A 14,569-nucleotide genomic window follows, 5' to 3' on the forward strand; every position below is an offset into this window, starting at 1 on the left:
CCGCCGGGTTTGACTCTCACACCGTGTGAGACGGCAGGCTCTTGTCCGTGACCGACACCCCGTCCCTGATGTCGATCGGCAGGTTCTCCTCGCTGAGCCGTATCTCCGTTCGCATGCTGCGCCACTACGACAAACATGGTGTCCTGGTGCCCGCGCGGGTGGACGCGGTCAGCGGCTACCGCCGGTACGCCGCGGCGCAGCTGACCGACGCCGCCGCGATCCGGCGGCTCCGCGACATCGGATTCGGCGTGTCCGCCATCGGAGCCCTGCTCGCTGTCCGAGGCACCCCGGCGTTCGACGCGGCCCTCGCGGCTCAACGCATCGAGCTCGTCGCGGCGGCTGAAGAGGCGAACGCGCGGCTCCAACTCATCGACCACCTACTCGCCGAGAAGGAGCTCACCGTGACCGACAGTGTCACCGAAGAGACCGTCCCCGCCCTGACCGCCGTCTACCTGCGCGACACCGTGCCGAATTACGCCGCCGAGGGGCAGCTGTGGGAGCGGTTCATGCCTGCTCTGCAGGAGCAGGGCATCACGCCCGGGCAGTTCGGCGGCTGCATCGAACACGATGACGAGTTCCGCGAATCCGACGTCGATGAGTCTGTGTTTCTCGAGGTTCCCGCCGGCTCCACCGCCCAGGCTCCGCTCGGAGTGCTCGTCGCCCCTGCCCGACGGGCCGTGGTGGCCACCGTCACCGGCCCTTACGCCGAGGCGATGCCGCGGGCGCACGAACTCATCGGCGCCTACGTGACCGAGCACGGTCTGACCCTGACGCGCACCGTCGACGATGTCACGACGCACCACTTCAACGTGTACCTCGACGACCCGCGCGAGGTACCCGAGGACCGGCTGCGGACGAAGGTCTACGTGCCGGTGGCTTAACGCTTCCCGGCTGCTTCCAGCGCCTCCATGATCTTCATGGACAGGAAGGTCATGGGGCCTTTGTCCTCGAACTTGTCGGCCACGTTGCCGGCGATTCCGCCCTGCACCGCGAGCTTGCCGATCAGGTCGAGCTTGAGCTGCGGGCTGCCCTCGGAGAAATCGAGATCCGCGAGGTCGACCCACACGATGTTGGGGCGGGTGGTGGATTCGTAGACGTACCGCTTGTTGGTGAGGTCGAGCACCACCTGCCAGATGGTCTGCGAGGCATCGGGCTTGCCCGGGTCGGGGATGCGGAAGGGCTGCGCGGCGTTGCGGATCACCGAGAACATGCCCGCGATGGCCTCCACCTGGCTGGACGGCTTGGGCAGCCGGCCGGCGTAGTAGCTCGCCCGGGCGAAGCGGTCGCTGGCCAGGGTCGAGCCCGGGATCGGCTGGTCGCCACCGAGCCCGGTGAACGACTTCACCAGCTCCAGCTGCTGGTCGAAGGTCGGTGAATTGGTCATCACCGTGTAGTCCTTCGCGTGATACACCCGGGCGTGGCCGTCGACGTACTCGATGATCGCCGAGTCCCCGGTCGCGTCGTCGAGGGCGAGGTGCAGTCCGGGGCGGACACCGCCGGTGGGGTCGTCCATCTGCACCACCTGCACGTCGGTCTCCGCGATCCACGCGGTCGCCTCGGCGACGGTGGCGAAGTTGTCCAGGAAATACTGCAGCCAGATGGCCTGGCCGAGCTGGGTGCGCGAGGCGTCGGGCTCGCCATAGCTGGATTCGGCCAGCCACAGGATGTGCCCCGCCAGGCCGGCCTCGTTCATTCCGTCAACGGAGATGATGTCGAAGGCGGCGGCGACCACGCTGCCGTACTTCGAGGTCCAGGTGAGCTTGCCCGCAACCGCGTCGTCGCGTTCGATGCCGCGGGGCTGGGTCCACAGGTTGGTCATCAGGTCTTTGTGGAAGTCCATGTTCCTACCGACCAGGACCGCATCGCCCGCTTCGGGCCACATAACTCGCGTGCACATTCGAGCGAGCCTAGTGTCGGACCCTGCCGCTGGGCTCACACTCATCGAAACATCCAGTGCGACTGGCTGTTTCGCGTGCGCTTGTGTCGAAATGCAACCGGTTGGGGTTCGCTTCAGCTAATGGGGCGCCGTCCGGAGGCTTTTATTTCACCGGAAAGTAACCTACGGTCCCGTAACCTACGCTACCGTAGGTTACGAACGGCACGCTGACGCCGACGCCTGCCGAAGATGTTGGGAGGACGCCCATGGACGCCCAAAACGGAGTGCTCCACGAACTGGAACCGGTTGTCGCGAGCAATCTCGACCGTCATCTGTCGATGGCGCGGGAATGGTTTCCGCACGACTACGTCCCGTGGAGCAGAGGTCGCGACTTCGCTTTCCTGGACGGGGAAGACTGGCAGCCCGAGGATTCACCGTTGGACCAGGTCGCCAAGGTGGCCATGACGGTCAACTTGCTGACCGAGGACAATCTGCCGTCCTACCACCGCGAGATCGCCACGCGGTTCTCCCGCGACGGTGCGTGGGGCACCTGGGTGGGGCAGTGGACGGCGGAAGAAGGCCGCCACAGCATCGCGTTGCGCGACTATCTCGTCGTCACCCGCGGGGTGGATCCCGTTGCGCTGGAGCGTCTTCGCATGGCGCATACCGTCGCCGGGTACGACTCCGGTGACAAGACGCCGCTGGCGGCGATGGCCTATGTGTCGTTCCAGGAGCTGGCTACCCGGGTATCTCATCGCAACACCGGGCGCGCGTCCGGTTGCCCCATCGCCGACCAGTTGCTCGCGCGGATAGCCGCCGACGAGAACCTGCACATGGTGTTCTATCGCAACCTGATGGCCGCGGCACTGGACATCGCGCCCGACGCCTCGATGAAGGCCATCCGCGACGAGGTGGTGAATTTCGCGATGCCGGGTCAGGGGATGGCCGATTTCGCGCAGAACGCGATCACCATCGCCAAAGCCGGTATCTATGACCTGCGCGTCCATCACGACGACGTGGTGCAGCCGGTGCTGCGATTCTGGCGGATCTTCGACCGAACCGATTTCGGGCCCGAGGGTGAAAAGGCTCGCGAGGAGCTCGCCCAGTTCCTGGACGCGGTCGATGAACGGGCCCGGTTCTACGAGGAGAAGCGCGAGCGCCAGCGCGTCGGGGTGGCCTCGTAGCAACTCGCAGGCCCCGCTTCGCCCGCTGAACGTGTCGCAGATCACACACTCCCCAGAGTTCGCACCGCGTTGATCTTGGGTATCGAGGAGTAGTTGGCACGGAACGTTGTGGTGGGTCGAAACGAGTGGGGTCGAGAATGAACCGGATCGGTCGTTGGTTGAGTGCGGTGGGGTCGGCGGTGTTCGTGGCGGGTGGTTGCATAGCCGCTGCCGGTCAGGCATCTGCGGATTCCTGCGCGGATGTGCAGGTCGTGTTCGCGCGGGGCACGTTCGAGCCGCCGGGCGTGGGTGGCGTCGGGGAGGCGTTCACGGATGCGTTGAGGGCCAAGGCCGGTGGCAAGTCCGTCGACGTCTACGCGGTGAACTACCCGGCATCACTTGACTTCGCGACTGCCGCCGACGGCGTCGCCGACGCGAGTAACAAGGTCCAGGCCACGGTCGCGGCCTGCCCCGACAGCAAAATCGTGCTGGGCGGCTTCTCGCAGGGGGCGGCGGTGGCCGCCTACCTCACCGAGGACTCCGTGCCACAGGGCTTCGCGTTGCCGCCGAGCATCACCGGGCCGCTTCCTGCGGGGGTGGCCGATCATGTCGCCGCGGTGGCGTTGTTCGGTAAACCGTCGAGCGGGTTCCTGCAGATGATCTACACCGGCGCACCGCCGATCACGGTCGGTGGCCGATACGCCGCCAAGACCGATGACCTGTGCATCCCGGAGGATCCGGTGTGCTCGCCGACCGGCAGCGACAACAACGCGCACAACCTGTACGCGGTCAACGGGCTGACGGATCAGGCGGCCGATTACGTGGTCTCCCGCTTGGGCGGTCAGCGGGCGGACCGGAGTGTCGACCAGGCCTCCGGGCGGTAGGAATCCTCTAGGCGGCGCGCGCTATTGTTCGAGCACGTTTTCTCGGACAGGGGAGGGTCAGTGACGGATCAAGAGCAGCAGCTGACGTTTGGGCAGAAGGCCAAGCTGTACGTTCAGGCCGCAGGCGCGTTCGCGCGCAATCCCAAGGCGCTGGTCGCTCTTGTGAAGTACAAGCTGGCGGAGCGGAAGTCGGCCAAACAAGCAGGCTGACGCGGCCTCGGGGTCACCGAACTGCCGTTGTCGGCAAGGCTTTTGGCGGTTCTGATCCGCTCGCTCAGGTGTGCGCCCGGTAGATTGGCGAGCACGCGCGCCGTGCGCGAACGATCGGGGGACCATGGAGCTCGGAGTTCACTTCCGTCTACGCGACGCCGAGGCCGAGCGCGTGCTCGGCGTTGCCGGCGACGATGAACGCCTGCATGAAGTGATCGGTGCCCTCGAAGCCGACGACGAGGTCTGGGCGCAGGCATGCGAGACCGACAAGGCCTGGGACCCGATCGCGTGCGCGCTGGCGCCGGCGGGCGACGACGGCGAGTGGCCGGCCCGCGGTGTGATCGGCGGCGCTCGTGCGTTGCAGCAGGACGACGAGGAGTGCTGGGTCACCCATCTCAACCCGGCCGAGGCCGCCGAGGTCGCCGCGTATCTTGCGACGCTCGACGACGAGGCGTTCGTCGGCGCCTACGGGCTCATGCCACCCGAGTTGCGCAATCCCGAGTACGGCGACGACGAACAGGTCTACGCCCTCGCGATGCTCGCGGACCTACGCGAGTTCTTCGCATCGGCTGCAGCCGAGCGGCAGCACGTCGTGTTCACGGTGTGGGGGTAGGGCACGCGCCTCAGCCCATGCTCTCCGGTGGTCGGAGGCTCAGTGCGCAGCCTTGCCGAGTAGTTCCACGCCGGTGGCGATCTGGGACTCGGTGAGGTTGGCGTAGCCGAGGATCAGCCCGGGTGGCGCGGTGTCGGGGTCGGCGTAACAGGGGGCCAGAGGCTCCAGTCGGATGCGTGACTCGGCGGCCCGGCGGGTGAACTCCTCGATGGGGAAGCCGGCCGGGAACCGCACGGTCAGGTGCACGCCGGCGGCCGCGCCCAGAACCTCGGCCTGCGGTAGATGGCGCGACAGTGCGGTCAGCAGCGCTGTGCGACGGGCCGGGTAGCGGCGGCGCATCTGCCGCAGGTGGCGGTCGTAGCCGCCGGAGGTCAGGAACTGGCTGAACGCGATCTGGTCCATCACCGAACTACCGGCTTCGGCAAGGCTTTTGGCGGTTCTGACCCGCTCGATCAGATGGGCGGGCACCACCATCCATCCGATCCGCAGTCCCGGCGCGAGGGTCTTGCTGCTCGAGCCGAGGTACACCACCCGGTCGGGTGCCACCCCCTGCAGTGCGCCCACGGGGGCCCGGTCGTACCGGTACTCGGCGTCGTAGTCGTCTTCGATGATCAACCGCCCGGGTTGGGCCCATTCGAGTAGTTCGGTGCGCCGGGTGGCCGAGAGCACCACCCCGGTCGGCGACTGGTGGGCCGGGGTGGTCAGCACCGTGGCCGCGCCACTGGCGGTCAGAGCCGCGACGTCGATTCCGTTGCCGTCCACCGGGATGGGCAGCGGTTCGATACCGTTGTGCCGCAGAACCATTCGATGGAGCCAGAATCCCGGATCCTCTGTCGCCACCGGCCCGTCCAGGCATCGGGCCAGCAGCGCGACGGCTTGCGTTGCGCCCGAGCACAACACCACCAGCCGTGGGTCGGCGACCACACCGCGGGTGCGCCGCAGGTAGTCGGCCACGGCGGTACGGGCGGCCGGCAAGCCGTGTGGGGCCACGTACCCGAATGCGCTGGACTCGATCTCGGCCAGGCCCTGACGCATGGCCCGCAGCCAGGCCTGACGCGGGAAGCTCGCGAGATCCGGTGAGCCGGGGGCGAAGTCGATGTCGAAGCGGGGACGGTCACGGTCGGATTGAATGCGGCTTGACGGGACGACGTCGACGGCGGCGACGCGGGTGCAGCCGCCCTGGCTGCTGCGCAGAAACCCTTCGGCGGTCAACTGGCCGTAGGCCTCGACCACCAGCCGGCGCGACACGCCGAGGTCAGCGGACAGCACGCGGGTGGACGGCATGCGGGAGCCGGGGGTCAATCGGCCGGACCGGACCGCGTCGCGCAGCCCGTCGGCGAGTTGGCGATGCAATGGCCGCCTGCTGTCCCGGTCCAGTTCGACCAGCAGTTCCGGACCGGAACTGGTACCCGGATTTGCCATGAAATTGGAGCCTACTCGGAGACCACTGCGGCGTTAGCGTGATGGCATGGCCAATGCTGCGCCCCCGGCGAGGCAAACCCGGCGCTACCCGGAAGTGGTCCTCGCCGTGTTCGGCGTCTACTCGGTGAGCCTCGGTCTGTTCATGCTGCTGGCACCGGGCACGTTCTACGACACGATCGGCGCCTTCGGCACCCGCAACGATCACTACATCCTCGACAACGCGTCCTTCGAGCTGCCGCTCGGATTGATGATGTTGGCCGCTCTGAAGTGGCCGCGGTGGCGGGTGCCCGCGCTGGCCTTCGCCACCGCACACTGGGCCCTGCATTCGATGAGCCACCTGATCGACACGAACCATGCCGCCGGCACCTGGGTCGGTTGGCTGGAAGCCGCGGGCCTGGTGGTGACCACCGTCCTGCTGGCAATTGCATTGCGTATCAGCATGTCCGACGACAAGGCAGGGGAACCGTAGATGCGCGTCCTGGTGGCCGGTGCGACCAGTGTCCCCGGAATCCCGCTGTTGCGTGAACTCAACAGGCGCGGCCACGAGGTCATCGGGGTGACGCGTTCACCGGGCAAGACCGCCCAGATCTCGGCGGCCGGGGCCAAGCCAGTGGTGGCAGACGTGCTCGATGCGGGCCAGATCGACTCCGTGCTGGGCGAATTCGTCCCCGAGGCGGTGGTGAGCCTGCTGACCACGCTGCCGAAACTGGGGCCCAAACGGATCAAGGACTTCGAGCCGGCGATCGAGCTGTGGAGCCGTGGTGCGGGCAATCTGGTGGCCGCCGCCCAACGGGCCGGGGTGCGCCGCGTCGTCGCCGAATCGGTGATCTTCGGCTACGGATACGCGTCGACGGGGCCGGATCTGATCGAGGAGACCGAGCCCGACTTGGGTCCGCCTCCGCCCGGTGGCGGACGGATGCTGGCCGCGCTGCGGGCGATGGAACGTAACGTGCTGACGTCGGGGGAGCGCAGCAAGACCGAGGGAATCGTGTTGCGCTACGGGATTTTCTACGGTCCCGGCGTCACCCACGACGATCTGTTCCGCCGGCTGGCCAAGTGGTGGGCACTGCCTGCGATGACCGGCACCGGGGTGCTGTCGTGGGTGCACATCGATGACGTCGCCCGGGCCACGGCCGACGCACTCGACAAGGGGCGGGGCGGGCAGATCTACAACATCGTCGACGACCGGCCGCAGTCCTTCGGCGACTACGTTCGGGAACTGAACGCGAAGCTGGGCCGGCCGCGGCCCTGGCCGATCTCGCATCGGCTCGTCGGTCTCGTGGCCCCGTACCCGGCCACCGCATTCGGCTCGGCCTGGCTTCCGCTGTCGAACGCGAAAGCCAAAGCCGAACTCGCCTGGACGCCTATTCCCCGGTGAACTGGGGCGGGCGCTTCTGGAACATCGCGGTGACCGCCTCGGCCAGATCCTTCGACGGCAGGAAGGCCGAATTCCACGCGGCCACGTAACGCAGGCTCTCGGCCACTCTGGCGGTGCGCTGTTGGTCGAGCACGTCCTTCACCCCGGCGACGGTCAGCGGCGGGTTGGCGGCGATCTCAGCGGCGGTGGCGTGTGCGGCCGCCAGCGATGCGTCGGCGTCGGCGTGCACGTCGTTGACCAGACCGATGCGCGCGGCATGCGATGCATCCACATCTCGGCCGGTGAGGACCAGCTCACGCAGATGTCCATCGGACAGGATCAGCGGCAGCCGGGCCAGGCTGCCCACGTCGGCGACGATGGCCAGCTTGGTCTCGCGCACCGAGAACTTGGCGTCGGCGCTGGCGTAGCGGATGTCCACGGCGCTGATCAGGTCGACGCCGCCGCCGATGCACCAGCCGTGGATCGAGGCGATGGTGGGGGTCCGGCAGTCGGCGACGGCGGTGATGGCGCCCTGCATCTTCTGCAGCCGCTTGTGGAAGGCCGCGCGGTCACCGGCTCCGGCGTCGAGGCCGGGCATCTCGGCGCCCATCGCGGGCAGGTCGAGGCCGTAGCTGAAGTTCTTGCCCGAGCCGGTCAGCACGATCGCGCGAACGTCCGGGTCGGCGTCGAGGGTGCCGAAGACGTCCGGCATCTCGGCCCAGAACGCCGGACCCATCGCGTTGCCCTTGCCGGGACCGAGCAGCGTCACCTGGGCGACGTGGTCCTTGATCTCGACGGAAACGGACTCGTACGTGTCAGACATGGAGTGGACACTACCGAGTATGGATGAACTCGAAGGCGCCGAGGCCACGCTCGACGTGCTGCAACGCGTGCTGCACGGTGTCACCGCGGATGATCTGTCCCGTCCGACCCCTTGTCGCGAGTTCGACGTGGCGGGGCTGACGGACCACCTCCTGAACTCGATCACCCTGATCGGCTCGGCGGCCGGTGCGCAGATTCCCGAACGCGATCCCGCCGCCTCGGTGGAGGGTCAGGTGCTCAGTGCGGCGCGGCCTGCCGTGGCGGCTTGGCGCCGACGCGGGGTCGACGGCACGGTGCCGTTCGGGCAGGGCGAGGCGCCGGCACAGATGATGGCCCGGATCCTGTCGCTGGAATTCCTCGTGCACGCCTGGGATTACGCCGTGGCCACGGGGCAGACGGTCGACGTGCCGGATGAGCAACCGGAGTGCGTCCTGGGGTGGGCGCGGGAGATCATCACGCCCGACGGACGTGTGCGCGCTGGTTTCGACGATCCGGTCGAGATCGGCGCGGGCGCACAGTCGCTGGACCGGTTGCTGGCCTTCACCGGCCGCCGGCCGGCGGGCTAGACGCGCTGCAGGTAGAAGTACAGGTAACGGCCGTCAACCACGGCGGCCTTGCCGTTCATGATGCCGACCACGGTGTTGTCGTCGACCACCTTGAAGTGGTCGTGCACGGGGCGGCCGTCGTAGACCATGGTCGCGGTCACCTCGCCGCGGAACTCCTCCAGCCACAGGCTGGCCTCGCCGTTCATGGCCTCGGTGTTGGAGAACTTGTTGCCCTCGGCGTCCAGGCACACCAGCGGCTGGGCCTCGGCCGCCGAGTGGAACGTCTTGCCGAACCAGTTGAGCTTGTTCATGAATCCGTTGGCCTTGTGCCCGGTCTGGAACTCGCCGCCCTTCCACTCGCCGAGCATGAAGTCGATGCTGGCGGGCCGCAGCAGCGCCCAGAAGGCGTCTAGTTCGGCGTCGGGGATCTGCCCCTCGCGGCTGACGAATCCGTCGAACGTGCCGCGTGCACCGTTCACTTCGTCTCCCCTGTCCGGGTCCCGGTGCCGCCGGGCGCATTCCAGCGCGTGGCGAATTCCAGGAAGGCGTCGTTTTCGTGCGGGGCCCCGATGGTGACCCGCACGCCGTCCTCACCGTACGGGCGCACGATGATGCGGTTGTCGGCGGCCCTGGCGACGAAGTCGAGAGTGCGTTCGGCCAGCGGCAGCCAGACGAAGTTCGCCTGCGTGGGCGGGAGCTCGTATCCGGCCTCGCGCAGCGCCGCGCTGACGCGGATGCGCTCGGCGACGACGGCGTCGGTGCGGGCCAGCAGTTCGTCGGCGGCCTCCAGGCTGGCGATGGCCGCCGCCTGGGACACGCTCGTCGCGCTGAAGGGCACGTAGACCTTGCCCAGTGCGGTGATGATCTCCGGGTCGGCCACGGCGTACCCGACGCGCAGGCCGGCCAGCCCGTAGGCCTTCGAGAAGGTGCGCAGCACAACGACGTTGCGGTGGGCCCGGACCAGCCCGAGGCTGTCGGGCACCAACCCGTCGCGGATGTATTCCACGTAGGCCTCGTCGAGCACGATCAGGATGTCCGAGGGCACCGCCGCCACGAACCGGGCGAGTGCCTCGGGCTCGACCACGGTGGAAGTCGGGTTGTTCGGGTTGCAGACGAAGATCAACCGGGTGCGGTCGGTGATCGCGGCGAGCATGGCGTCGAGATCGTGAGTCTCGTCACGTAACGGGACCGGCACGCCTGTCGCGCCGGCGGTGCGGATCTGCAGCGGATAGATCTCGAAACTGCGCCATCCGAACACGACTTCGTCGCCGACAGCGGATGTGATTTGTATCAACTGCTGGCACAGGCTCACCGAACCGCAGCCGACGGCGATGTTCTCCGGCGCGAAGTTGACGTGCTTCGCCAGGTGTTCGCGCAGGTCAAGATACCCGTTGTCGGGGTAGCGGTTGATGTTCTCGCTGGCTTGCAGGATCGCCTCACGCACGCTGGGAAGCGGCGGGAACACGGTTTCATTGCTCGCGATCTTGATTGCGCCCGGAACTGTTTTCCCTGGTGCGTACGCGGGAAGGTCAGCCATTTCGGGGCGCAAACGGATACTCATTTGGCCAGGATAGGGGAGTGTGTGTACTGTCTGCCCTCGGCGGTTTCGGGCGACAGGACGGAGTCCGGTACCCTCACAGAAGTTCAAAGGAGGCGTGCCAGAGCGGCCGAATGGGACTCACTGCTAATGAGTTGTCCCCCTTACAGGGGACCGGAGGTTCAAATCCTCTCGCCTCCGCCAAGGTTGACTCGTCAACCGCACAACTGAATAACGCTAGGCGCCCGTAGCTCAACGGATAGAGCATCTGACTACGGATCAGAAGGTTAGGGGTTCGAATCCCTTCGGGCGCACTCTAGAAAAATCGAGGCTCGGTCAGCAGACCGCGCCTCGATTTTTTTCGGTTGGGGTTGATGCATCGAGATCGACACCAGGGCTGTGATTCGTGCGAAACAACGACCCAGGCGTAGATCTCGGCGTTGACTAAGTCCCCGAGGGGTCAGTCGGAAGCGACGGCTGTAGCGATGTCGATGGCCATCTCGCGCAGTACGTCGTCGGTCACGAACTGACGCGCGGTCTGGCGGTCCAGCCGCAGCACGGAGACCAGGAGCTCGATATGGCCGGCCACCTGGACCCGGGCCATGTCGGGCGAGAGGTGCAGCCCGTGCAGATCGGTCAGGAACCCGCGCAGCGCGGTGACGCGATCGTTCATCCACGGTGACCGGTCGGCCACCGTGGATGTCGAGGTCTTCAGCTGTCCGATGTAGCGGCGTCGCCGCGGCTGCTCGAACACGCCGTGGTGGGTTTGACGCGCGGAAACCGCAGGGCGCGTCCTCGCCCGTACGTGCATGTCACCGTGCGGTGAATCGCATCCGGTGAATGCCGCCGTGCGCATGACCTTGGCGGTTGCCATCGCGTGTCTGTGACTCATCGTTCCCGTACCTGCCGACAAAAGTTGTTTGCCAGTTAACTTTACGGGAACGTCTCAGGTTCAGCTCAGATTCGGCCTGGGCCTCAGGTCCACAGCACCGCGATTGCCGACGCGAGCAGGGGCAGCACGCCCGCGGCGATGAACAGGCCCATGACCGGTTGGCCGCCTGTGCGGCGCTGGCGCGCGGTGCCGATGCCCAGCACCGCTCCGAGCGCCACCAGGATGACCAGCTTGGTGCCGATCTTGGGGTAGTTCAGCACGATGCCGGCCGGCCAGGGCGCGGCCAGGGCCACGCCGGTTATGAGTGACAGCGTCATGCCGTAGGTCATCACGGGGGTGATCAGAAAGCGTCGGGCCGCGGCCTCGGCGATCCAGGCGCCGACCATGACTGCGAAACCGATGAGATGCGCATAAACAACTACGTTGCGTAGTAGATCCATGGTCGGAGTGTAAGCGGCGCGACAGCGCCGGACGCCCGAACCCGCCGAAGTGCTTCCAGGGGCCGTCGGCATCCGTCACGTAGGCTCGGCTGGATGCGGCTGCTGCTTATCGCCGATACCCACGTACCCAAGCGCGCCAAGGACCTCCCGGCACAGGTGTGGGACGAGGTGGACCAGGCCGATGTCGTTGTCCACGCCGGTGATTGGGTCGATCCCGCACTGCTCGACGCGCTCAGTTCACGCGCGGCGCATCTCGTCGGCTGTTGGGGCAACAACGATGGCGCCGAATTGCGCCGGAGGTTGCCCGAGCGCGCCGACGTGACACTGGACGGTCTGCGGTTCACTGTCGTCCACGAGACCGGTGCGGCCACCGGGCGGGAGGCCCGGATGGCCCGGGACTACCCGGGAACCGACGTCCTGGTCTTCGGGCACAGCCACATCCCGTGGGATACCACCGCGAAAACCGGTCTGCGCCTGCTGAATCCGGGGTCGCCGACCGACCGTCGGCGTCAGCCGTACTGCACGTACATGACGGCGCGCATCGCCGCGGGGGTGCTGTCCGACGTCAGCCTGCACACGCTGGACCGGCCATGAACGCCCTCGACGGCTAGCCTGCTTCACCCTCGCATATCAGACCGATGTGCTTGGTAGCCCAATCGCCGAGCGGTTCAAGGGATTCGAGCAACTCCTTGCCCGCGGGGGTCATGGAGTACTCCACGCGCGGCGGTACCTCGTGATAGCTCTCCCGGTGCACCACGCCATGACGCTGGAGCTCCTTGAGGTGCTGGGTCAGCATCTTCTGGGACACCCCGGGCAGGCTGCGGTGCAGGGCGTTGAACCGCTTCGGTCCGCCTTGAAGCTCCCAGAGGATGAGCGGTTTCCACTTTCCGTCCACCACGGCGAACGCCGCATCGAGTCCGCAGGTGTACTTTCCCAGCTGGGTCATGACCGAATCCTTGCAGTTCAGGGCCAATAGTTTCAAAAAGGTAAGTATCCCATTTTTTAGTGGGTACTTGTCGGATAGTCAGTGTCTCTCCAACGATGGTGGCATGACAACCACACGCCATTCGGTCAGTTTTCTCGGTCTGGGCGCGATGGGCGCGGCGCTGGCCCGCACAGCCCTCAAAGCGGGGCACCCGACCGTCGTCTGGAACCGCACCGCCGCCCGGGCCGCAGCGCTGGTCGATGAGGGCGCCACCGCCGCGGTCGATGCGGCTGGGGCTCTCGGCGCGGACCTCATCGTGGTCTGCCTGTTCGACCAGGCGTCGGTGCACGAGGTTCTCGACCCGGTGGCCCACCTGCTGGCCGGGCGCCGGCTGGTGAACCTGACCACGACGTCACCGGAGGGGGCGCGCGAGTTGGCCCGGTGGGCTGCCGGCCACGGGGCCGCCTATCTCGATGGCGGCATCATGGCGACGCCGGAGATGATCGCGACGCCGCAGTCGGCCATCCTCTACAGCGGCTCGGCCGTGTTGTTCGAGGATCATCGGACATTCTTCGAAATCTGGGGTGGCGCCGAGTACTTCGGCGACGATGCCGGCATGGCGTCGTTGTACGACCTGGCACTTCTGTCGGCCATGTACGTGATGTTCGCCGGCTTCTTCCACGGCGCCGCGATGGTCGGCGCGGCCGGAGTGCCCGCGAAGGAGTTCGCTGCCCGCACCGCCGCGTGGCTGCCGGCGCTGATGCCCGCGATCGCTGAGTACGCGACGGTCATCGACGGAGGGGACTACTCCGTCCCCGGCCAGCAGAGCCTGTTCTTCTCCGACATCAGTGACATCGTCAACGCCAGCCGGGACCAGGGCATCAGCACCGAAGTCGTCGACGTGGTGCAGCGGCTGATCCACCGGCAGATCGATGCGGGCCACGGCGACGACGGCTTCGCGCGGGTCATCGAGGGCATCAGGAACGGAGAGGCCGCGTGAGCACGACCGTGAGCGTGCTCGGCCTGGGACCGATGGGACAGGCCCTGGCCGGGGCATTGGTGGCGGCGAAACTTCCTACCACCGTGTGGAATCGGACACCTGCCAAGGCCGACCCGCTGCGCGCCCGCGGTGCGGTGTGGGCCGGTTCGCCCGCGGAGGCGGTGGCGGCCGGCGAACTCATCCTGGTCAACGTCGTCGATCAGGCGGCCGCGGACGCAGTGTTGGACGCCGCGGGCGATGCGATCGCCGGTCGGGTGGTCGTGGGGTTGTCCTCGGACATTCCCGATTCGGCGCGCCGTACGGAGGAGCTGGTGACCGCGCGTGGCGGACGGTACCTCGACGGGGCCATCATGACTCCGACCGACACCATCGGAACCCCTGGCGCCAGCATTCTTTTCGCCGGCCCGAAGGGCCTGTTCGGCGAACACCGGGCCGTGTTCGATGTGCTCGCGACGGTCAGCTGGGTCGGCGAGGACATCGGCCGCGCCGCGGCCTTCGACATGGCACTGCTCGATGTGTTCTGGACCTCGGTGAGTGGTTTCGTGCACGCACTCGCGATGGCCGGTGCCCACGGCATCGCTGCGACCGAGCTGTTGCCGCATGCGAGCAACATCGCCGCGATCCTGCCGCCGATCTTCGGCGAGATCGCCGAACGTACCGAAGCCGACCGTCACGGCGACCCCAGTGCCTCGGTGTCCTCGGTGGCCGCCTCGGTCCGGCATCTGATTGCGGCCTCGGGTTCGGTGGGTCTGGACGCGGGCGCCCTGGAAGCATTCCGGGGTTATGTGGACGCCGCGGTCGCCGCCGGGCACGGTGCCGACGAGATCAGCCGGATCACCCCGGCAAGCGTGACCCTGCCGTCACCCTGAGGTGGCAGGCTCTT

Annotated in this window: 19 protein-coding genes and 2 tRNA genes; 13 read left to right on the plus strand and 8 right to left on the minus strand. The window is 67.2% G+C overall.

Features of this window, described 5'->3' with window-relative positions; translation table 11 throughout:
* The first annotated feature begins 47 nt into the window (after nucleotides 1–47).
* Nucleotides 48–881: a MerR family transcriptional regulator gene (locus ACWEFV_RS27520; RefSeq protein WP_450072497.1), complete on the plus strand. Its 834-nt coding sequence runs from the start codon at nucleotides 48–50 to the stop codon at nucleotides 879–881.
* On the opposite strand, the gene ACWEFV_RS27525 is transcribed toward ACWEFV_RS27520, so the two are convergent.
* Complete coding sequence (locus ACWEFV_RS27525; RefSeq protein ID WP_450072498.1) at nucleotides 878–1,897, minus strand: linear amide C-N hydrolase; 1,020 nt, start codon at nucleotides 1,895–1,897, stop codon at nucleotides 878–880. The genes ACWEFV_RS27520 and ACWEFV_RS27525 overlap by 4 nt on opposite strands.
* Nucleotides 1,898–2,142: 245 nt before the next feature.
* On the opposite strand from ACWEFV_RS27525, the gene ACWEFV_RS27530 reads away from it, so the two are divergent.
* The 4 genes from ACWEFV_RS27530 (at nucleotide 2,143) to ACWEFV_RS27545 (ending at nucleotide 4,746) form a co-directional block, all read left to right on the plus strand.
* Entirely contained in the window at nucleotides 2,143–3,060 is a 918-nt protein-coding gene (locus ACWEFV_RS27530) for an acyl-ACP desaturase (protein ID WP_450072499.1), read from the plus strand.
* Nucleotides 3,061–3,197: 137 nt separating this feature from the next.
* Nucleotides 3,198–3,923, plus strand: a complete 726-nt coding sequence (locus ACWEFV_RS27535; RefSeq protein ID WP_135459390.1) for a cutinase family protein — start codon at nucleotides 3,198–3,200, stop codon at nucleotides 3,921–3,923.
* A 60-nt stretch (nucleotides 3,924–3,983) separates the two neighbouring features.
* Nucleotides 3,984–4,133, plus strand: coding sequence for a hypothetical protein (locus tag ACWEFV_RS27540; protein ID WP_167858029.1), 150 nt, complete (start codon nucleotides 3,984–3,986; stop codon nucleotides 4,131–4,133).
* Between the two features lie 124 nt (nucleotides 4,134–4,257).
* Complete coding sequence (locus ACWEFV_RS27545; protein WP_135459389.1) at nucleotides 4,258–4,746, plus strand: DUF1877 family protein; 489 nt, start codon at nucleotides 4,258–4,260, stop codon at nucleotides 4,744–4,746.
* 39 nt (nucleotides 4,747–4,785) lie between these two features.
* Here ACWEFV_RS27545 and pdxR read toward each other — a convergent pair whose 3' ends face one another.
* Complete coding sequence (gene pdxR, locus ACWEFV_RS27550) at nucleotides 4,786–6,168, minus strand: MocR-like pyridoxine biosynthesis transcription factor PdxR (RefSeq protein ID WP_450072500.1); 1,383 nt, start codon at nucleotides 6,166–6,168, stop codon at nucleotides 4,786–4,788.
* 46 nt (nucleotides 6,169–6,214) lie between these two features.
* Here pdxR and ACWEFV_RS27555 point away from each other — a divergent pair, with 46 nt between their 5' ends.
* Nucleotides 6,215–6,637, plus strand: coding sequence for a hypothetical protein (locus tag ACWEFV_RS27555; protein WP_450072501.1), 423 nt, complete (start codon nucleotides 6,215–6,217; stop codon nucleotides 6,635–6,637).
* On the plus strand, nucleotides 6,638–7,546 hold the full coding sequence (locus tag ACWEFV_RS27560; RefSeq protein ID WP_135459386.1) for an NAD-dependent epimerase/dehydratase family protein: 909 nt from the start codon (nucleotides 6,638–6,640) through the stop codon (nucleotides 7,544–7,546).
* Here the strand turns inward: ACWEFV_RS27560 and ACWEFV_RS27565 are convergent.
* The gene (locus ACWEFV_RS27565; protein WP_450072502.1) at nucleotides 7,533–8,348 is read right to left on the minus strand and encodes a crotonase/enoyl-CoA hydratase family protein; all 816 of its coding nucleotides are present in this window, start codon (nucleotides 8,346–8,348) and stop codon (nucleotides 7,533–7,535) included. The two genes, ACWEFV_RS27560 and ACWEFV_RS27565, sit on opposite strands and share 14 nt — an antisense overlap.
* Nucleotides 8,349–8,367: 19 nt before the next feature.
* Here ACWEFV_RS27565 and ACWEFV_RS27570 point away from each other — a divergent pair, with 19 nt between their 5' ends.
* On the plus strand, nucleotides 8,368–8,913 hold the full coding sequence (locus ACWEFV_RS27570) for a TIGR03086 family metal-binding protein (RefSeq protein ID WP_450072503.1): 546 nt from the start codon (nucleotides 8,368–8,370) through the stop codon (nucleotides 8,911–8,913).
* Here the strand turns inward: ACWEFV_RS27570 and ACWEFV_RS27575 are convergent.
* Together ACWEFV_RS27575 and hisC are read right to left on the minus strand one after the other, a co-directional pair.
* Nucleotides 8,910–9,371: a DUF4334 domain-containing protein gene (locus ACWEFV_RS27575; RefSeq protein ID WP_450072504.1), complete on the minus strand. Its 462-nt coding sequence runs from the start codon at nucleotides 9,369–9,371 to the stop codon at nucleotides 8,910–8,912. The genes ACWEFV_RS27570 and ACWEFV_RS27575 overlap by 4 nt on opposite strands.
* The gene (hisC, locus tag ACWEFV_RS27580; protein ID WP_450072505.1) at nucleotides 9,368–10,453 is read right to left on the minus strand and encodes a histidinol-phosphate transaminase; all 1,086 of its coding nucleotides are present in this window, start codon (nucleotides 10,451–10,453) and stop codon (nucleotides 9,368–9,370) included. Before hisC ends, ACWEFV_RS27575 begins: the two co-directional genes overlap by 4 nt.
* Before the next feature lie 88 nt (nucleotides 10,454–10,541).
* Here hisC and ACWEFV_RS27585 point away from each other — a divergent pair.
* Nucleotides 10,542–10,633: transfer RNA gene (locus tag ACWEFV_RS27585), tRNA-Ser, on the plus strand.
* A gap of 37 nt (nucleotides 10,634–10,670) precedes the next feature.
* Nucleotides 10,671–10,743: transfer RNA gene (locus ACWEFV_RS27590), tRNA-Arg, on the plus strand.
* Between the two features lie 146 nt (nucleotides 10,744–10,889).
* Here ACWEFV_RS27590 and ACWEFV_RS27595 read toward each other — a convergent pair.
* Both ACWEFV_RS27595 and ACWEFV_RS27600 read right to left on the minus strand, forming a co-directional pair.
* Nucleotides 10,890–11,303: a hypothetical protein gene (locus tag ACWEFV_RS27595; protein ID WP_450072506.1), complete on the minus strand. Its 414-nt coding sequence runs from the start codon at nucleotides 11,301–11,303 to the stop codon at nucleotides 10,890–10,892.
* A gap of 101 nt (nucleotides 11,304–11,404) precedes the next feature.
* Nucleotides 11,405–11,761, minus strand: a complete 357-nt coding sequence (locus ACWEFV_RS27600) for a Fe-S protein (RefSeq protein WP_450072507.1) — start codon at nucleotides 11,759–11,761, stop codon at nucleotides 11,405–11,407.
* Between the two features lie 93 nt (nucleotides 11,762–11,854).
* Here ACWEFV_RS27600 and ACWEFV_RS27605 point away from each other — a divergent pair, with 93 nt between their 5' ends.
* Entirely contained in the window at nucleotides 11,855–12,355 is a 501-nt protein-coding gene (locus tag ACWEFV_RS27605) for a metallophosphoesterase family protein (RefSeq protein WP_135459379.1), read from the plus strand.
* A 13-nt stretch (nucleotides 12,356–12,368) separates the two neighbouring features.
* On the opposite strand, the gene ACWEFV_RS27610 is transcribed toward ACWEFV_RS27605, so the two are convergent.
* Nucleotides 12,369–12,707 carry a winged helix-turn-helix transcriptional regulator gene (locus ACWEFV_RS27610; RefSeq protein WP_450072508.1) on the minus strand — a complete coding sequence of 113 codons (339 nt, stop codon included), beginning with the start codon at nucleotides 12,705–12,707 and terminating at the stop codon, nucleotides 12,369–12,371.
* Nucleotides 12,708–12,810: 103 nt separating this feature from the next.
* Here ACWEFV_RS27610 and ACWEFV_RS27615 point away from each other — a divergent pair, with 103 nt between their 5' ends.
* Both ACWEFV_RS27615 and ACWEFV_RS27620 read left to right on the plus strand, forming a co-directional pair.
* Nucleotides 12,811–13,686 (plus strand): NAD(P)-dependent oxidoreductase, encoded by an 876-nt coding sequence (locus ACWEFV_RS27615; protein ID WP_450072509.1) that lies wholly within the window; start codon nucleotides 12,811–12,813, stop codon nucleotides 13,684–13,686.
* A complete protein-coding gene (locus tag ACWEFV_RS27620; protein ID WP_450072510.1) occupies nucleotides 13,683–14,555 on the plus strand; it encodes an NAD(P)-dependent oxidoreductase in 873 nt (290 codons plus the stop codon). Before ACWEFV_RS27615 ends, ACWEFV_RS27620 begins: the two co-directional genes overlap by 4 nt.
* The last annotated feature ends 14 nt before the right edge of the window (nucleotides 14,556–14,569 follow it).

It is taken from the genome of Mycobacterium sp. NPDC004974, from assembly GCF_053600815.1.